This is a genomic window from Corynebacterium segmentosum (assembly GCF_900637825.1).
Taxonomy (GTDB): Bacteria; Actinomycetota; Actinomycetes; order Mycobacteriales; family Mycobacteriaceae; genus Corynebacterium; species Corynebacterium accolens.
The window spans coordinates 2,019,127-2,036,323 of sequence record NZ_LR134408.1; the positions used below are offsets into that span (position 1 = coordinate 2,019,127).

The 17,197-nt window shown below is 63.7% G+C and carries 13 protein-coding genes; 7 read left to right on the forward strand and 6 right to left on the reverse strand.

The genetic code is table 11. The features are described 5' to 3' along the window. Positions 1-36: 36 nt before the first annotated feature. Positions 37-636: a hypothetical protein gene (locus EL217_RS09630; RefSeq protein WP_005284763.1), complete on the forward strand. Its 600-nt coding sequence runs from the start codon at positions 37-39 to the stop codon at positions 634-636. Positions 637-718: 82 nt separating this feature from the next. Next, on the forward strand, positions 719-2,083 hold the full coding sequence (gene radA, locus EL217_RS09635) for a DNA repair protein RadA (RefSeq protein WP_039885819.1): 1,365 nt from the start codon (positions 719-721) through the stop codon (positions 2,081-2,083). A gap of 252 nt (positions 2,084-2,335) precedes the next feature. On the opposite strand, the gene EL217_RS09640 is transcribed toward radA, so the two are convergent. Both EL217_RS09640 and EL217_RS09645 read right to left on the reverse strand, forming a co-directional pair. After that, positions 2,336-3,052, reverse strand: coding sequence for a hypothetical protein (locus tag EL217_RS09640; RefSeq protein WP_023017961.1), 717 nt, complete (start codon positions 3,050-3,052; stop codon positions 2,336-2,338). A gap of 10 nt (positions 3,053-3,062) precedes the next feature. Continuing rightward, entirely contained in the window at positions 3,063-3,722 is a 660-nt protein-coding gene (locus tag EL217_RS09645; protein WP_023017962.1) for a carbonic anhydrase, read from the reverse strand. Positions 3,723-3,757: 35 nt separating this feature from the next. Between EL217_RS09645 and EL217_RS09650 the strand changes: the two genes are divergently transcribed. Continuing rightward, the gene (locus EL217_RS09650) at positions 3,758-4,612 is read left to right on the forward strand and encodes an A/G-specific adenine glycosylase (RefSeq protein ID WP_126319789.1); all 855 of its coding nucleotides are present in this window, start codon (positions 3,758-3,760) and stop codon (positions 4,610-4,612) included. 56 nt (positions 4,613-4,668) lie between these two features. Here EL217_RS09650 and EL217_RS09655 read toward each other — a convergent pair whose 3' ends face one another. Both EL217_RS09655 and EL217_RS09660 read right to left on the reverse strand, forming a co-directional pair. Continuing rightward, positions 4,669-4,839: a DUF4236 domain-containing protein gene (locus EL217_RS09655; RefSeq protein WP_081443674.1), complete on the reverse strand. Its 171-nt coding sequence runs from the start codon at positions 4,837-4,839 to the stop codon at positions 4,669-4,671. A 277-nt stretch (positions 4,840-5,116) separates the two neighbouring features. Beyond that, entirely contained in the window at positions 5,117-7,993 is a 2,877-nt protein-coding gene (locus EL217_RS09660) for an ATP-dependent Clp protease ATP-binding subunit (protein ID WP_005284777.1), read from the reverse strand. 216 nt (positions 7,994-8,209) lie between these two features. Here EL217_RS09660 and EL217_RS09665 point away from each other — a divergent pair, with 216 nt between their 5' ends. Then, positions 8,210-9,538, forward strand: a complete 1,329-nt coding sequence (locus EL217_RS09665; protein ID WP_126319791.1) for a serine/threonine protein kinase — start codon at positions 8,210-8,212, stop codon at positions 9,536-9,538. 91 nt (positions 9,539-9,629) lie between these two features. Here the strand turns inward: EL217_RS09665 and EL217_RS09670 are convergent, their stop codons facing one another. Further along, positions 9,630-11,084, reverse strand: a complete 1,455-nt coding sequence (locus tag EL217_RS09670; protein ID WP_126319793.1) for an MDR family MFS transporter — start codon at positions 11,082-11,084, stop codon at positions 9,630-9,632. Positions 11,085-11,148: 64 nt separating this feature from the next. On the opposite strand from EL217_RS09670, the gene EL217_RS09675 reads away from it, so the two are divergent. The 3 genes from EL217_RS09675 to crtI all read left to right on the forward strand — a co-directional run bounded on the left by EL217_RS09675 (position 11,149) and on the right by crtI (position 15,139). Further along, complete coding sequence (locus EL217_RS09675; protein WP_126319795.1) at positions 11,149-12,585, forward strand: GuaB1 family IMP dehydrogenase-related protein; 1,437 nt, start codon at positions 11,149-11,151, stop codon at positions 12,583-12,585. Between the two features lie 31 nt (positions 12,586-12,616). Further along, a complete protein-coding gene (locus EL217_RS09680) occupies positions 12,617-13,468 on the forward strand; it encodes a phytoene/squalene synthase family protein (RefSeq protein WP_023029567.1) in 852 nt (283 codons plus the stop codon). Between the two features lie 69 nt (positions 13,469-13,537). After that, on the forward strand, positions 13,538-15,139 hold the full coding sequence (gene crtI / locus EL217_RS09685; protein WP_034657787.1) for a phytoene desaturase family protein: 1,602 nt from the start codon (positions 13,538-13,540) through the stop codon (positions 15,137-15,139). 338 nt (positions 15,140-15,477) lie between these two features. Here the strand turns inward: crtI and lysS are convergent, their stop codons facing one another. Further along, positions 15,478-17,055 (reverse strand): lysine--tRNA ligase, encoded by a 1,578-nt coding sequence (gene lysS, locus EL217_RS09690; RefSeq protein WP_034657788.1) that lies wholly within the window; start codon positions 17,053-17,055, stop codon positions 15,478-15,480. Positions 17,056-17,197: the final 142 nt, after the last annotated feature.

Genomic DNA, 17,197 nt, shown 5'->3' on the forward strand with positions numbered 1-17,197 from the left:
AGATTTGATAAGCCCTGAGATCGCAATTGATGGAGGATGCTCAACGTGCAGTCCCTGAAGTCCGCCGCCCGCCGCGGTGCCATTATTTCCGTTACCGCCGTCTCCGCTTTGGCGCTGGCTTCGTGCTCGGCAGGTCACGTCGCCCAGACGGCAGAGAAGGTAGCTGCGGTTGATGGTGCTTCTGCCAGCACCGATGACGATAAGATTGCCGTCCGCGATGTCACCATCCTGGCCGAGCCAGACGGTGGCGCCGCGTTGAAGTTCAACGCTGTCAACCAGGGCTATGAAACCGATGTCATCACCTTGAAGTCCGTGAAGGTGGACGGCCAGACCGTCGAGATGAAGCAGACCCAGCCGCTGCAGCGCGATCACTCCATCGTGGCGGATTCCCAGGAGAACCTGGATGCTAGCCCGGAGCACGATTCCGAGACCGTGCAGTACGTGGCCACCCACCTGGATAACGATGACTTCGGCTACGCAGGCCACCGCCCGGTTACCTTCGAGTTCTCGAATGGCACCATCGAGATCGACGCCACCGTCGCTGCCTCCCAGATGGAGTCCGGTAAGTACGACCGCGATGTGGAATCCCCAGAGGGCTACACCACCGACGCGAATACCGGTGACTCGCACCACTAAAAGCCCCCACCGCACGCGCGCCCTGCTCTGCGGAGCACGGGCGCGTTCGTTGTTTTTCCCGCCACGTTCTAGGCTCTACACCATGGCCAAAAAATCTCGCCCCGTCCACACCTGCTCTGAATGCGGTTATGTCTCCCCCAAGTGGCTCGGGCGCTGTCCCGATTGCGGTTCGTGGGGGACGATGGAGGAAAAGGCACCGGTGGTGGCGGGGGCATCGGCAAGCGGGGGGCATGCGAGCGTAGCGCCTGCGAGCCCGGTGCAGCCCATCACGCAGGTGGGCGCGCAGGCGACGAAGACGGTGCGCACGGGTATCGGCGAGCTCGACCGCGTGCTGGGCTCCGGCATCGTGCCGGGCTCGGTGGTGCTCATGGCCGGCGAGCCCGGCGTGGGCAAATCCACGCTGCTTCTCGAGGTCGCCTCCCGCTGGGCGCAGCTCGGCCGCACCGTCCTCTACGCCACCGCCGAGGAATCCGCCGGCCAGGTCCGCGCCCGCGCCGAGCGCACCGGGGCGCTGCAGGAATCGCTGTACCTCGCGGCCGAATCCAACCTGGACGCTGTCTTTGGGCACGTCGATGCCGTAAAGCCCGGCCTCATCATCGTGGACTCCGTGCAGACCATGCACGCAGTGGGGGTAGAAGGCGTGCCCGGCGGCGTCGCGCAATCGCGCGCCGTGACCGCGGCGCTGACCTCGCTTGCGAAATCCACCGGCATCCCCGTGCTGCTGGTGGGGCACGTGACCAAGGACGGAAACGTGGCGGGACCGCGGGTTTTGGAGCATCTTGTCGATGTCGTCTTAAACTTCGAGGGCGACCGCCAGTCCAGCCTGCGCATGCTGCGCGGGATGAAAAATCGCTTCGGCGCGACCGATGAGGTGGGCTGTTTCGAGCAAACCGCCGGGGGTATTCGGGAGGTCGCGGACCCGTCGGGGCTCTTCCTTTCCCACCGGGGTACGACGCCGGATGGCTCCGCGGTGACCGTCGCCATGGACGGCGTGCGGCCCATCCTTGCCGAGGTCCAGGCGCTGACCGTCGACCCCGTGGCGAAGAACCCGCGGCGCGTGGTCACGGGGCTCGATGCCAACCGCGTGCCCATGGTGCTGGCCGTGTTGCAGGCGCGCGCCGGCCAGCGCACGAACGATAAGGATGCGTATGTGGCCACGGTGGGCGGGATGCGGATTACCGAAACCGCCACCGACCTCGCGGTGGCGCTGGCCACGTGGTCCTCGCTGCACGAGCAGCCGCTGCCGGCGAAGACCGTGGTCATCGGCGAGGTGGGCTTGGCCGGCGAGCTGCGGCCGGTGCCCAATGTTGAGCGGCGCCTGCAGGAGGCGGCGCGGCTGGGATACAAGCGGGCGATTGTTCCGTGCGGGGAAATCAACCCCGTGGACGGGATGCAGGTGCGCCAAGTCGCGACGCTTGGCGAGGCCCTCGCCGCGGTCCAGCCGTAGTTCAATCGTAACCGGTGGCGGGTTCTAGCCCGGCTGGTGACGAGGGGCGGGCGCTCCAGCAGCGCAAACTTCCGCGCTGCCTGCTTCCGCGCGGGCTATTTCCGCCCGAACTGGTTCCGCGTGGTCTGCTCCCGCCCGAGTAGGTTCCGCCCGAGTAGGTTCCGCCCGAGTAGATAACGCGCGACCTGCTCACGCGCGGGCTGCTTCCGAGCGGGTTGGTTCCGGGCGGCTGACTGCAAGGAGGCCGCGCGCTTAGCGGAGGGTGAAGTCCTGCGGCGGGGAGGAATTATCGCCGATGACCGTGTGGGCGAAGTAGGCGCCTGGCTCGGCGGTCGGGCGGTCGGTGCACTTGCCCGGCTCGGACGCCTGGCGGGACCATTCGGCCTCGAATTTCAGGTCCTTGCCCGCGGGGAAGGTCTGCTCGCCGGTCTGCACGGAGGCGTAGCAATCGGTATCGGACCAGACGCGCTGGTTATCGGCCATCTTGTAAACCTCGAAGCGCAGCGAGTTCTCGTCCAAGTCGATCTTGCAATCCGCGGCGGTGGGGTTGGTGACGGTCATGAAGAACTTCGGCAGTTCGCCGTCCGGCACGGAGTAGTTAAGCATGGAGGTGCGCACCTCCAAATCCTCAAGCGAGCAGGTGTCCTTCGCGGCGTGCACGGATTCCTCGGGCTCCTTGCTTTCCGATGCCCCATCCTTGGCTTCCGACTCCGAGGCAGAATCGGATTCGGACTCGGACTCGGATTCGCTCGTCGAATCCGCGGACGTGGTGGAGGATTCGCTGGTGGTTTCTGCGGACGTGGTTGCCGCCGAAGACTCTGAGGACGCGGCAACGGAATCGTCGCTTTCGCCGCCGAAGGCGGCCACCGCCGCCCAGATTAGCACCACGGCCAGGACGATCACGATGATAAGCGCGGCAACCCGGCGGCGCTTATAGATCTCTTCTGGAAGGGGCTTATTCTGGTTCACGCACTCAATTTTAAGTGGTAGAAGCGCCAGGATCCGCTAAGCGCGCTCCGCGTGTCAACTCAACGCCGTAAGAGTACAATGGCTCCACGCGCGAGTCCTCGAGGAGGTAGCGGGCGCCGACGATGCCGAAGGAGCCATCGTCAAGCTGCTTGCGCACATTAGGGATGCTGGCCACGACCTGGGTGACGGTTTGGAGGGTGTGTTGGCGCTCGACATCGGCAAGCGTGGCATCAGGCCCCGCAGTCCACGCGGACGTCGCGACCTTCTCGATGATGGGTCGCTGCAGGCCGATGGGCAGCTCGCCGCCGCGGACAAAATCCACCGCGGCCGCCACCGCACCGCAGGACTGGTGGCCCAGGACCACCAACAGGTTGGGGTGCAGGTGGTCGAGCGCATAATCCAAGGAAGCCAACACGGAGGCGTCGAGGATGTGGCCGGCGGTGCGGATGACGAAGGCATCGCCAAAGCCGATATTGAAGATGTGCTCGATGGGCGCGCGGGAATCCGAGCAAGCCAGGACCACCACGCGGGGATCCTGGCCCTTGGTGAGCCCCTCGCGCTCATAAATCTTGTTGAGATCCATGATGGTGCCGTCAATGACACGCTGGTTTCCGGCTTGGAGGGCCTCCCAGACTGCCTGCGGCTCGTGGGCAACGTTACTTAATGGCATGAACTATATTTTAATGCCCTAGACTGTCGTTCACGATGGATACGCACGCACTTCTTTCCTGGTTTGATGCCAATGAACGCGATTTGCCCTGGCGGCGCCCCGGCACCTCCGCCTGGGGAGTGTTGCTTTCCGAGGTCATGAGCCAGCAGACCCCCGTCGCGCGCGTCGCCCCCGTGTGGGAGGAATGGATGCGGCGCTGGCCCACCCCCGCGGACTTCGCCAAAGCCTCCCGCGCCGAGGTGTTGCGCGCGTGGGGCAAGCTCGGCTACCCGCGGCGCGCGCTGCGGCTCTGGGAGTGCGCGGGGGTAATGGACGAGGTTCCGTCAGATGTGGATGAGCTGCTGGCGCTGCCTGGAATTGGCGACTACACCGCCCGCGCCGTGGCGTGCTTTCACTTTGGCCAGAACGTGCCGGTGGTCGATACCAACGTGCGCCGTGTCTATGCCCGCGCCGAGGACGGCAATTTCCTCGCCCCGCCGCCCTCCAAACGCGAGCTCGCCGCTGTGGCCGCGCTGTTGCCCGAGCGCAACGGGCCCCGGTTTTCTGCCGCGCTCATGGAACTCGGCGCGCTGGTGTGTACTGCGAAAAATCCCGATTGCAAGCGTTGTCCCTTGCGCGCGACCTGCGCCTGGCAGCTCGCCGGGTGCCCCGAGCCTTCCGCCGCGGAACAATCCCGCGCCAAAAAGCGCGTGCAAAAATTTGCCGGGACCGATAGACAGGTACGCGGCAAGATCCTAGACGTGCTGCGCGCCGCCGATCACCCGGTGCCGCAGTCCGCAATCGACGTGGTCTGGCCCGATGCCGCGCAGCGTTCCCGCGCGTTGGCTTCGCTGCTTGACGATGGCCTCGCCGAGCAAAACCCCGCCGGCCTCTTCCACTTGCCGGACTAACCACCTGCCGGTTTAACCGCCCGGCGGGCCTGTCAGCGTTAAAGCGCAGCGACTCGCTACCGCCAGCGGCCGCGGAAGTTGAGCCCGCCGGGGAGGTTGACCCACATGCCACCGCGGGAATTAAAGGTCACCGGCCCAATCTTCGTGGACATGGAGGCACCGGATCCGGAAATGTTTATCCAGCTATTCTTGCCGGTCTTTTTGCGCGAACGATATTGAAGTCCCATAACGGGTCATTCTAGCAATACCCCCGTGCACGACGCTGCGCCACAGAACCATCGGGCCGCTGTACCGCCATACCGCCGGACAGAGATATTCCCCCGGCTGGTGAGCAAATTGACCATGGGTGGGCGCATACGAAAACCACCCAGGGTTCGCGGTGGAACCGTGGGTGGTTATGTGGCGCCGCGCGCGGCCGGTAGGCGCGTAGCCGGCACGCGCGGGCCGGGCTGGGGCGCGGCGGGACGAGCCGAGCCCGAGCCGGGTCGGGGCTTGGCCGATTAGTTACATCGGCTGGCCAGCACCTGCTGGTGGCGGGTTCTTGCCATCATCGTCGGAGTTGCCGAGGCCCGGCTTTTCCGAAGGCACGTCCGGGGAAATGACATCTGGCTCGCCGTTGGTGTCAATGCCATCATTGCCGGAACCGGAACCGCCGTCCTTCGGGCCACCATCCTTCGGATCGTCGCCCTCGGGGCCGCCGTTGCCGTTGCCGTCGCCGTTGTCACCGTCGGAATCGGAACCCGAATCGGAACCGTCGGCGGCGTCTTCGGAGGGGTCGTTGTCGCGCACGGAGGCATCGGCAAGCGAGGGCTCATCGATGTCATCCGGCAACGGCTTCGGGCGCGGGGTGAAGGTGAACGTAGCGCCGGAGTCGTCCTTGGACTCGCCGTCCCAGCCTTCGACGTCGACCGAGATGATCTCGCCGGCGCCAATCTCGCCGAAGAGGATCTTCTCCGAGAGCTGGTCCTCGATATCGCGCTGAATGGTGCGGCGCAACGGACGAGCACCGAGTACCGGGTCGAAGCCGCGCTGGGCCAGGAGGTTTTGGGCCTTATCGGTGAGCTCGATGCCCATATCGCGCTCTTCCAGCTGGGTACCCACGCGGTCAATGAGCAGGTTAACCATCTGCACGATCTGCTCGCGGGTGAGCTGGTGGAAGACCACGACGTCATCGATACGGTTCAGGAACTCGGGGCGGAAGTGCTTCTTCAGCTCGTCGTTGACCTTTGCCTTCATCCGCTCGTACTGGGCGTCCGAATCATTCTCGCTGGCGCCGGTAAAGCCCAAGCCCACCGGCTTCGAGATGTCCTGGGTCCCCAGGTTCGAGGTGAAGATGAGGACGGTGTTCTTGAAGTCGACGACGCGCCCCTGGCCATCGGTAAGCCGGCCGTCTTCCAGCACCTGCAGCAAGGTGTTGTAGATCTCCTTGTGGGCCTTTTCGATCTCATCAAAAAGCACCACGGAGAATGGCTTGCGGCGAACCTTCTCGGTGAGCTGGCCGCCCTCTTCGTAGCCAACGTATCCCGGAGGAGCACCGAAGAGGCGGGAAGCGGTGAAGCGGTCGTGGAACTCACCCATATCGATCTGGATGAGGTCATCATCCGAACCGAAGAGGAAGTTAGCCAGCGACTTCGACAGCTCGGTCTTACCCACACCGGACGGGCCGGCGAAGATGAAGGAACCGGAAGGACGGCGCGGATCCTTGAGGCCTGCACGGGTGCGGCGGATGGCGCGGGAGACGGACTTGACCGCCTCGTCCTGGCCAATGATGCGCTTGTGCAGCTCCTCTTCCATGTTGAGCAGGCGGGAAGATTCCTTCTCCGTCAGCTTCAGCACGGGGATGCCGGTCCAGTGCGCCAGAACCTCAGCGATTTGGTCCTCGCCCACCTCGGCGATTTCCTCCAGGTCGCCGGAGCGCCACTGCTTCTCCTTCTCGGAGCGCTCTTCGCCCAGCTTGCGCTCGTCATCGCGCAGACTGGCGGCCTTTTCGAAGTCCTGGGCATCGATAGCCGCTTCCTTTTCCCTGCGGACCTCGGCGATGCGGTCATCGACCTCGCGCAGGCCCTTCGGGGCGGTCATGCGCTTGATGCGCATGCGGGCACCGGCCTCATCGAGGAGGTCAACGGCCTTATCCGGCAAGAAGCGGTCATTGATGTAGCGGTCCGCCAGCTGCGCGGCGGCGTGCAGCGCCTCATCGGTGTAGGACACGCGGTGGTGCGCCTCGTACTTATCGCGCAGCCCCTTCAGGATGAGGAAGGTATCATCCAGCGAAGGTTCATCGACCTGCACCGGCTGGAAACGACGCTCCAGCGCGGCATCCTTTTCGATGTGCTTGCGGTACTCATCCAGGGTGGTAGCACCGATGGTCTGCAGCTCGCCGCGGGCCAGCTTGGGCTTGAGCAGCGAAGCGGCGTCGATGGCACCTTCGGCAGCACCGGCACCGACGAGGGTGTGGATCTCGTCGATGAACAAGATGATGTCCCCGCGCTGGTTAATTTCTTTAAGAACCTTCTTCAGGCGTTCCTCAAAGTCACCGCGGTAGCGGGAACCGGCGACCAAAGAACCCAGGTCAAGCGAGTAAAGCTGCTTGTCCTTAAGGGTTTCTGGGACCTTGCCGTTGACAATGTCCAGCGCCAAGCCCTCAACCACAGCGGTCTTACCAACGCCGGGCTCACCGATGAGCACCGGGTTGTTCTTCGTGCGGCGCGAGAGCACCTGCATGATGCGCTCAACCTCAGACTCGCGGCCAACGACGGGGTCTAGCTTGCCGTCCTTGGCTGCCTGGGTGAGGTTGCGGCCGAACTGGTCCAGCACGAGCGAGTTGGAGCGCTCGCCCGAGCCGCCGGAGCCACCGCGCCCACCAGCGCCGGCACCGGAACCTGCGCCCGCGCCGATGGGGCCTGGGGCCTGGTTCGAGTCGCCGCCGCCTTCTTGCTGGCCGCCCTCGTAGCCGGACAGCAGCTGGATAACCTGCTGACGCACGCGCGGCAGGTCCGCGCCGAGCTTCGTCAGCACCTGTGCGGCAACGCCGTCACCCTCACGGATAAGTCCGAGCAGGAGGAACTCCGTGCCGATATACTTGTGCCCCATCTGCAGGCCCTCGCGCAAGGACAGCTCGAGGACCTTCTTGGCGCGCGGGGTAAAAGGAATGTGGCCGGTGTGCGGCTGGCTGCCCTGGCCGATGATCTCTTCTACCTCACGGCGCACGTCCTCCAAGGAAATACCCATGGACTCTAGAGCCTTGGCGGCTACACCTTCTCCCTCGTGGATAAGGCCGAGCAGGATGTGCTCGGTTCCGATGTAGTTGTGGTTAAGCATGCGTGCTTCTTCTTGCGCCAAAACGATGACGCGACGAGCACGGTCTGTAAACCTCTCGAACATGACTCCCCTAAACTTTCGCTTCTAATGTGGTACCCACTGTAACGCCGCACGCCCCAAAGGATTTCCTCTTTTTGGCCCCCATTGGCCTATAAACGCCCCAAACCGCCCATACTCGCAGCTCACATGGGTGTACGCCGGTAGCGAACAGGGCCTTTTTGCCCTAGAATCTTCTTCATTCTCCCTGTCGCCTCGTAGATACAAAGGAATAAAACAGCCGTGCCGCACCTTCCCGAATTCTTTGCCTCCCAGCACAACCTGCACGAAAAGGCAGTGCTGGATGAGGGCCCTAATTCCACCCTTTTTGCCGTGGAGGATGGCTCCACGCACGAGGAATTTACGGTGGAGATCTTCGCGGCGAAGGCAAAGGGCATCGTCAAGGCCTCTACCGCCCTGCACGGCCTGCACCACCCCGCGCTCGCCGCCCTGGTGGGCTCCGGCACGACGGCGGATGGCCAGGAATTCTTAGTCCGCAAGGCCTGCTCGGGTACCGCTTTACCCGCGCTTGCCGATGCCCCCGCCAAACCCCACGCCCAAGAAATCCTCACCCCCGTGGCAGGCGCTGTGGATTTCCTGATTAGCCGCAACCGCGCGGATTTCGCCGTCCACGGGCTCAAGGCCGATCGCGTGTTTGTGGATGAGGATAATAAGGTCGCCGTCCTCGCCGCCGCGGGTCCAGGTGGTGCAAGCACGGCGGAGGAATCCGCCGAGAACGATGGGGAGAAATCGGCGGAGGAAACCGCCGAGAAAGCTGCGAAGAGCGTGACCGGCGCCGATGCCGTCCGCGCCTTCCAAAAACTCGTCGCCGCCACGTGCCCTTCCTTCACGCCGGAGGAGGATTATTCGAGCGCTAAAGAGGTCGTGGCGGCGCTGCGCCCCGAGCGCGATCTCGATACCTCTCAATTCCCATCGGTACAGGCCGAGGAACCCGAGCCCCAGCCGCAGCAACACTTCCCGCCGCAACCGCAGCAGCAGTTCCCGCCGCAGAACCAGGCGGGACCGCAGTATCAACAGCAATACCAGCAGCAATACCAACAGCAGCCGATGCCACCGATGAATGCGGCCCCGCCAAAGAAGAAGGGCAAGGGCGGGCTCATCGCGCTCATTTCCGTTCTGGCCGTCATCGCGGTGGCCGCCGCGGGAGCGTTGTGGTTCTTCCTGTCCTACCCCAGCTGGGATGCCAAGGAAAAGAACCTAGCGGATGCTTATCCGAGCCTGATTGGCTCGCGCAGCGGCCAAGACGGCGCGCTCGGCGCGGAGTGTTCCTCCCGCACCCCAGAGGACGGGCAAGAAGCGAAGATCACCTGCTCGGGGGATGGCTTCAGCTACACTGCCGCCTACTACCCCAGCGTGGAAGAACGCGATGCGGTCCTCCCGGATGCCGATCCGGTAGAGCTATCTAATGATAAGTGCACCATCCAAAGCTACGAGGCCTCAACAGATCCGCAGACCTACGTTATGGCTGTGGAAGGCACCCAGTCCATCTTCATGGTGTGGGGCGACGATGCCGAATCCGCGCGGCTAAAGCTGCCGCTGTGTGCGCAGTAGGTGCCGCAAGGAAACCGGCAGCAGGCTAGCCGGGAACGCCCGCGCGGAGGCCAATCCTTCGGCGCGTCGGGCGCCGTGCAACGTCACGGCGCTAGTCGGCGGCGGGCACGCGCTTGAGCAGGGGCGCTAGCACGAGCACGAAAAGCGAGAGCACGCCGGCGAAAAGGAAGGCCCAGTGCGCGCCTTGGGCGGTGGCGGCGGCCTCGCTCATGCCCTCGGCTTGGCCGGATTTGGTGCCGCTGGTCAAAAAGGCCACGAGGAAGGCGGTACCCGCCGCGCCGGCGAGCTGCTGCAGCGTATTTAGAATGGCGGAGCCGTGCGAATAGAGGTCATCGGGAAGCGAGGACAGCGAGACCGTCATCAGCGGGGTCATCATGAGCGCAATACCCACGGCGAACAGGATATGTATGCCGATGACCATCCACACCTCGCTGTTTTCTGTCAGCAGGGTCATCAACCAGATGCCGGTAGAAAACATGATGGCGCCGGGAATCAGGAGGGGCCGCGGGCCAAAGGCATCATAAATCCGCCCCACAATCGGGGAAATCCCGCCCTGCAGGAGGCCGCCGGGCATGACTACGAGGCCGGTGACCAGCGAGGATACCGCCAGCGAGGTCTGCAGATAAATGGGCAGGATATTCACCGTGCCCAGTAGCAGGGCGAACATGAGCAGCATGGCGATGACCGCGAGGGTGAAATTGCGGACCTTGAACGGGCGCAGATCCAAAAGCGCGCGATTTACCTTGGCCAGCCGGAGTTGGCGCACGGTAAAGGTGATGAGGGCGAGGATGCCGAGGAGGAGCAGGAGGGCATCGGCAAGCGAGCCGCCCTCCACCATCTTTTCGATGGACGATAAGCCATAAATGAGCCCGCCGAAGGCCAGGGCGGATAAGAACACCGACGGAATATCGAGCGGGGTATCCCTGCGTTCACCCACGTTGACTAGGCGGAAGTAGCCGGCGATGCTGATGGCGGCGATGAGCGGGACCATGGTCCAGAAGATGACGTGCCAGGTCGCCATACTCAAAATAAACCCGCCGACGGTAGGGCCCAGGGCCGGTGCCACGGAGATGACCACGGTGATAATGCCCATGACGGTGCCGCGGCGCTGCGGTGGAACGAGCGTCATGGCCACGGTCATAAGGGTGGGAATCATCAGCGCGGTACCGGCGGCCTGCAGCACGCGGCCGGCAAGGAGCAGCCCAAAGGCCGGGGCGAGGGCCGCCAACACCGTGCCCGTGAGGAAAACGCCGGTAGAGGCGCCAAAAATCTGCCGGGTGGTGAATTTATCCATCAGGAACCCGGTGGTGGGAATGACCACACCCATGGTGAGCAAGAAGCCGGTCAGCAGCCACTGCGCGGAAGTCGCCGGGATGGAGAAATCCGCCATGATGGTGGGCAGCGCCACCGAAAGCGCGGTTTCGTTCAAAATCATCACCATCGCGGAGAGCACCAAGATGGTGAGGTTGGCTATGACCTCTGCGGAGATTTTCGGGGCGGGATTCTGAGACACCAAATCAGGATACTGAGTTGGCTTAACCTGCAAAACTTGGGGCGTATGATTTAGATGTCTTTTCCTGCACCCTCGATTCACGTTAGGCAATCCCACAGTGCATTTCCTCAATGATTCCCGCCCACCCTACGAGCTGACCTACTCGGATGTATTTATGGTGCCGAATCACTCGGATGTTGGCTCGCGGCAGGCGGTCGACCTCACCGCAGCCGATGGCACGGGCAATACCATCCCGCTCATCGTGGCGAATATGACCGCGGTGGCTGGCCGCCGCATGGCAGAGACCATCGCCCGGCGCGGCGGCATGGCCATCCTGCCCCAAGACCTCAGCCTGCAGGCCGCGGCGGAAACGATCGCCTCGGTGAAGGCCGCCGACCTGGTCTATGACACCCCGATTACCATCAAGCCGCACCACACGGTTGGCTATGCCAGCAACCTTTTGCACAAGCGCGCCCACGGCGCGGCCATCGTGGTCGACGGTGCGCTGCCCGTGGGCATCATTACGCCAAAGGATCTGCGCGGGCAGGATAATTTCACCGCCGTGGGCGAGCTCATGACCACGGATTTGGTGACCCTGCCGGTAGGCATCGACCCACAGGAGGCCTTTACCCGCCTGCGCACAACCTCGCGCAAGCTCGCCCCAGTGGTCAATCCGGATGGCACGCTGGCGGGCATTTTGACGCGCAAGGGTGCGCTGCGGGCGACGATGTATAAGCCGGGCATCGACAAGCAGGGGCGCCTGCACATCGGTGCCGCGGTGGGCATTAATGGCGACGTTGAGGGCAGGGCGCGGGCGCTTGCCGATGCCGGCGCTGACGTCCTCGTCATCGATACCGCCCACGGCCATCAAGACAGCATGCTGGAGGCGCTGCGCAAGGTTAAGGCCCTGGATTTGGGCCTGCCGATTGCCGCTGGCAACATCGTCACGGCCGCCGGCGTGCGCGAGTTGGCCGCGGCGGGCGCGGATATTATCAAGGTCGGCGTGGGCCCCGGCGCGATGTGCACCACCCGCATGCAAACCGGCGTGGGCCGCCCGCAATTTTCCGCCGTGCTGGAGTGCGCCGCCGCAGCCCGCGAGGTCGGTGCGCATGTGTGGGCCGATGGTGGCGTGCGAGATCCCCGCGATGTGGCCCTAGCGCTGGCTGCGGGCGCGTCCAATGTGATGATTGGTTCCTGGTTCGCCGGCACCTTCGAATCGCCGGGCGACCTCAACAAGGACGCCGATGGCTCGTTCTACAAGGAATCGTTCGGCATGGCCTCGCGCCGGGCGGTGCGCGGCCGCAATTCCGCCACCGAGGCCTTCGAGCGCGCCCGCCGGGAAATGTTCGAGGAAGGCATTTCCACCTCCCGCATCTATCTCGATCCGGAGCACGGCGGCGTGGAGTATTTGGTGGACCGCATAATCTCCGGCGTGCGCTCGTCCTGCACCTACGCCGGGGCCGATTCGCTGGCTAGCTTCCACGAGCGCGCCACCGTGGGCGTGCAATCGGCCGCCGGCTTTGCCGAGGGCCAGCCGCGGGCCACCAACCGCTAGGGTGATTCAGGCGCGTGCTACTTTTGCAAGTATGTTGACTCGCTATGACCAGGCGGCCTCGCGCGCGGCCGCGCAGGTTATGGGGCAGTATTCCACCAGTTTTTCCCTGGCCACGCGCCTTTTGCGCGGGCGGGTGCGCGAAGACATCCGCCACCTTTATGCCGTGGTGCGCATCGCGGACGAGCTTGTCGATGGCACCGCTGACCAAGCCAGCATCGATGCCGCCGCCGCGCTCGATGCCTACGAGTCCGCTATCTTGGCCGCGCCGGAGAAAAGGCTGCACACCGATCCCGTCGTGCACTCTTATGCCATTACCGCCAGGCGCTGCGGATTCCAGCGCGAGCACCTCGTGGCCTTTTTCGATTCCATGCGCGCAGACCTTAACCAGCGGGAGTATTCCGCTTCCGAGCTCGCCAAGTATATCTACGGCTCCGCCGAGGTCATCGGCCTATTGTGCGTGCAGGTCTTCCTGGCGGAAGAGACCGTCTCCGCCGCCGACCGCGCCGCGATGGACCGCGGTGCGCGCCACTTGGGTTCCGCGTTTCAAAAGATTAACTTCCTGCGGGACCTGGGCGAGGACTCCTCGGTCCTCGGCCGGGCCTATTTCCCGCAGGCTGCTGGTGGCGCGCTTTCCGAGGCCGCCAAATCCGCGCTCATCGCCGACATCCGCCGCGAGCTCGCCGCCGCCGAAGAAGCCATTAACCTCTTGCCGCTATCCGCCCGCGTTGGCGTGCGCGCGGCCGCCGATATCTTTGCCGAGCTCACCAACCGGCTCGCTGCTACCCCCGCCGCGGAGTTAAACACCACCCGCATATCCGTGCCGAATCGCACCAAGGCGTGGCTGGCCGCCCGCGCCGTGCGTGCGGTGCGCGCGGTGAGGTAGTGCACCGCGCGGAGATGGGCTCACGCGTAGATGAAGGACCCCCGCCAAATACCGCAGACTAAGGAGAATATGATGCGCGCCGTTGTCATCGGGGCCGGCATCGCCGGCCTGGCTACCGCTGCCCTACTGGGCAAAGAGGGCTACGAGGTCACCGTCGTAGATTCCCTAGACGAGGTCGGCGGGCGCGCGGGCAGCTATACGGAGGCCGGGTTCCGCTGGGATACCGGACCGTCCTGGTACCTCATGCCGGAGGCCTTCGACCACTTCTTTTCCCTCTGCGGCACCTCGACGGAAGCGGAGCTCGACTTGGTGGGCCTCTCACCCGATTACCGCGTCTATACCGGCAGCCCCACCGCATCCACTCCTGGCAGCGGCTCGCGACCTACCCCCGTGGATATTCACTCCGGAACCGATAACGTGGCCCAACTCTTCGAGTCGATAGAACGAGGCGCCGGCAAGCAGGTGCGCACCTATTTGGCAGATGCCAGCGACGCCTACCAGGTAGCGCTCGATCACTTTTTGTACACCACTTTTTCGGCGCCGTTGAACCTGGTGCATAGTGATATTCGGCATCGGCTAGCGCGAATCGCGGCGCTTTTAACCAGCAGCCTGCAGCGCTATGTCAATGAGAAATTTTCGGATACGCGCCTGCGCCAGATTCTGAGCTACCCAGCGGTTTTTCTCTCCTCTGAACCTGCCGCAACCCCCGCGCTATATTCACTGCTCAGCCATACCGATTTGGTGGAAGGCGTGCGCTACCCGCGCGGTGGATTCGCTGCCGTAGTCGAGGCCATCTACCGCCAAGCCCAAAATTTTGGCACCACGTTCCGCTTGGGCGAAGAGGTCACCGCCATAACCACCGCCGGCGGTTCCTCCGCCCGCGCCACCGGCATCCGCGCCACCGGTGTCCGCACAACAAACGGGCACATCGGTGCCGATATTGTGGTCTCGGCTGCGGACCTGCACCATACCGAAACCCACCTCTTACCGCCGAAGCTGCGCACCTATCCGCAGCGCTACTGGGCCCGCCGCAATCCAGGGCTCGGCACCGTGGTGGTGCTCGCCGGTGTGCAGGGAAAACTCCCGCAGCTAGCTCACCACACCTTTTTGTTCAGCCAGGACTGGGACCCGGATTTCCGGGCCGTGTTTTCTGGACCAGAACCTATGCGCCCGCTCGGGGCCTCGCGGTCTATCTATATATCCAAAACCTCAGCCACCGACGCCGATGTGGCACCCGAGGACCACGAAAACCTCTTCTTCCTCATTCCCGTGCCGGCTGCAGAAGACCTTGGCCACGGCGATGCCTACCATCCCGAGGCGTCCCCACGCGTTAAGGCGATCGCTCAAGCAGCCATCGACCAGCTATCGGCCACCGCCGGGATTCCAGACCTGCACGAGCGAATTACCATCACCCGCACCCTTGGCCCCGCCGATTTTGCCGAGCGCTATCACTCCTGGTCAGGCGGGGCTTTGGGGCCAGCGCATACGCTTTTTCAATCCGCATTCTTCCGCGGGCGCAATGCCTCGCGCAAGGTGACCGGCCTTTACTACGCTGGTGCGACCACTGTGCCAGGCGTCGGCGTGCCGATGTGCCTGATTTCTGCAGAAAACATCATCAAACGCCTGCGCGATGACCGCTCCGCGGGCCCGCTTCCTACCGATGGTGCCTGAGGCCGCTCGCCGGCTCGTTTTCCACTTGCCGCCCACTGCTCGCAGCGCGGCCTCCGATGCGCAACGCCTCTCGTTCGGCCTCGATTGTGCAGCCTTCGATGCACAACCTCTTTTGTGCAACCTCGGATGCGCATCCTCCTATGCAATAGGTCCTCGGTGCTAACTGAGCAAACTCGGCCCTGAAATGTAGCATTTTTCACTCAGATATCACCGAGGAGGTTGCACTTTTGTGAAGTCGATAGAAGTACGTAGATGTAGGCAAAGAAAAAGGCTGCAGCCGGTGTCGGGGCGCTAACGTGTGCCCGCGTGGGCGGGCACCGAGTGGGCGCCGGGTATGGCTACTTCTGTTCTGGCTTTACCAGCGGGAAGAGCACGGTCTCGCGGATGCCCAAGCCGGTCAGGGCCATGAGCAGGCGGTCCATGCCCATACCGGTACCGGCCGTGGGCGGCATGCCCTGTTCCATTGCGGCGAGGAAGTCCTCGTCCAAGACCATGGCTTCCTCATCGCCGCCGGCGGCAAGGCGGGCCTGATCCTCGAAGCGCTCGCGCTGGACGACGGGATCGACAAGCTCCGAATAGCCGGTGGCTAGCTCGAAGCCGCGCACGTAGAGGTCCCACTTTTCGGTCACGCCGGGCTCGGAACGGTGCTGGCGGGTTAGCGGGGAGGTCTCCACCGGGAAGTTCTTCACAAAGATGGGGCCTTCCAGTTGGTCCTCGCACAGGACCTCCCAGATTTCCTCCACCAGCTTGCCGTGGCCCCAGCCTTCCCCCTTCGGCACGTCGAGGCCGATGACCTTGGCAATTCCCTTCAGGGTCTCCACGTCGGTATCGATGGTGACCTCCGGCTGACCGGGGAACTTGCGCTGCAAGGCCTCGTTCAGGGAAGGATACATCTCGATTTCGGGCCATTGCTCGCCGCCGAAGTCGAAATCGGTGCCGTCGGCAAGCGTGACGGTGGTGGAACCAAAGACCTCGCGAGCCACGGACTGGATGGACTCGCGGGTCATGCGGGCGCAATCATTGTAATCGCCCCAGGCGGCGTAGGTCTCCAGCATGGCGAACTCCGGCGAGTGGGAGCGGTCCACGCCCTCATTGCGGAAGTTGCGGTTGATTTCAAAGACGCGGTCGATGCCACCGACGACGGCGCGCTTCAAGTACAGCTCCGGGGCAATGCGCAGGTAGAGGTCAATATCGAGCGCATTGGAGTGGGTGATAAACGGGCGAGCGGCCGCACCACCGTGCAGGGTCTGCAGCATCGGGGTTTCGATCTCTACAAAGTCCTGGCTTTCCAGGTAATTGCGCAGCGCGCGCATGACCTTCACGCGCACCATGGCGTTCTTGCGGGCCTCTTCGCGGATAATGAGGTCGTTATAGCGCTGGCGCACGCGGGTATCTTCAGCCATATCCGCGAAGGACACCGGCAGCGGGCGCAGGGACTTGGCCGCCATGGTCCATTCCTCAGCCATGATGGACAGCTCGCCGCGGCGGGAAGCAACCACGTGGCCGCTAACGGAGATGAAGTCGCCCAAGTCCACGTCGGACTTCCAGGCATCGAGGCGCTCCTTGCCCACCTTGGCCTGCGAAAGCATAGCCTGCATCTGGGTGCCATCGCCGTCCTGCAAGGTGGCAAAGCACAGCTTACCGGTATTGCGCATGAAGATAAGGCGGCCAGCGATGGCGTGGGTGACCTCGGTTTCCTCGCCGGGCTCCAGGTAGGTCACGCCCTCTTCATTGCCCGGCTCTTCGCCCTCGGCCACTACGCGGAAATCATGGCGCAGTTCCTTAAGCGCGATGGTGCGCTCGACGGATACCGGGTAGGCCTCCACGCCGGATTCGAGCAGGCGGTCGCGCTTTTCGCGGCGGATGCGCAGCTGCTCAGGGACATCGTTTACTTCAGTATTCTTCTGCTCGCTCACGTTAGCCAAGGGTAGTCGATCCCGCCCGCTACCCGCGATTTGGCCCAGCCATGTCTGCCAAAGCAACGAAAGAGCGCACAGACAGCAAGTACACACCATGACGCTGTATCGACCGAGAACATTAACGATTCCTACAAAATAT

Excerpts from the sequence above, each read along its gene's own strand:
- EL217_RS09660 (WP_005284777.1), bottom strand. The coding sequence starts at position 7,993 with ATGTTCGAGAGGTTTACAGACCGTGCTCGTCGCGTCATCGTTTTGGCG.
- EL217_RS09680 (WP_023029567.1), top strand. The coding sequence starts at position 12,617 with ATGTTGACTCGCTATGACCAGGCGGCCTCGCGCGCGGCCGCGCAGGTT.
- EL217_RS09650 (WP_126319789.1), top strand. The coding sequence starts at position 3,758 with ATGGATACGCACGCACTTCTTTCCTGGTTTGATGCCAATGAACGCGAT.
- radA (WP_039885819.1), top strand. The coding sequence starts at position 719 with ATGGCCAAAAAATCTCGCCCCGTCCACACCTGCTCTGAATGCGGTTAT.
- EL217_RS09655 (WP_081443674.1), bottom strand. The coding sequence starts at position 4,839 with ATGGGACTTCAATATCGTTCGCGCAAAAAGACCGGCAAGAATAGCTGG.
- EL217_RS09645 (WP_023017962.1), bottom strand. The coding sequence starts at position 3,722 with ATGCCATTAAGTAACGTTGCCCACGAGCCGCAGGCAGTCTGGGAGGCC.
- EL217_RS09630 (WP_005284763.1), top strand. The coding sequence starts at position 37 with ATGCTCAACGTGCAGTCCCTGAAGTCCGCCGCCCGCCGCGGTGCCATT.
- crtI (WP_034657787.1), top strand. The coding sequence starts at position 13,538 with ATGATGCGCGCCGTTGTCATCGGGGCCGGCATCGCCGGCCTGGCTACC.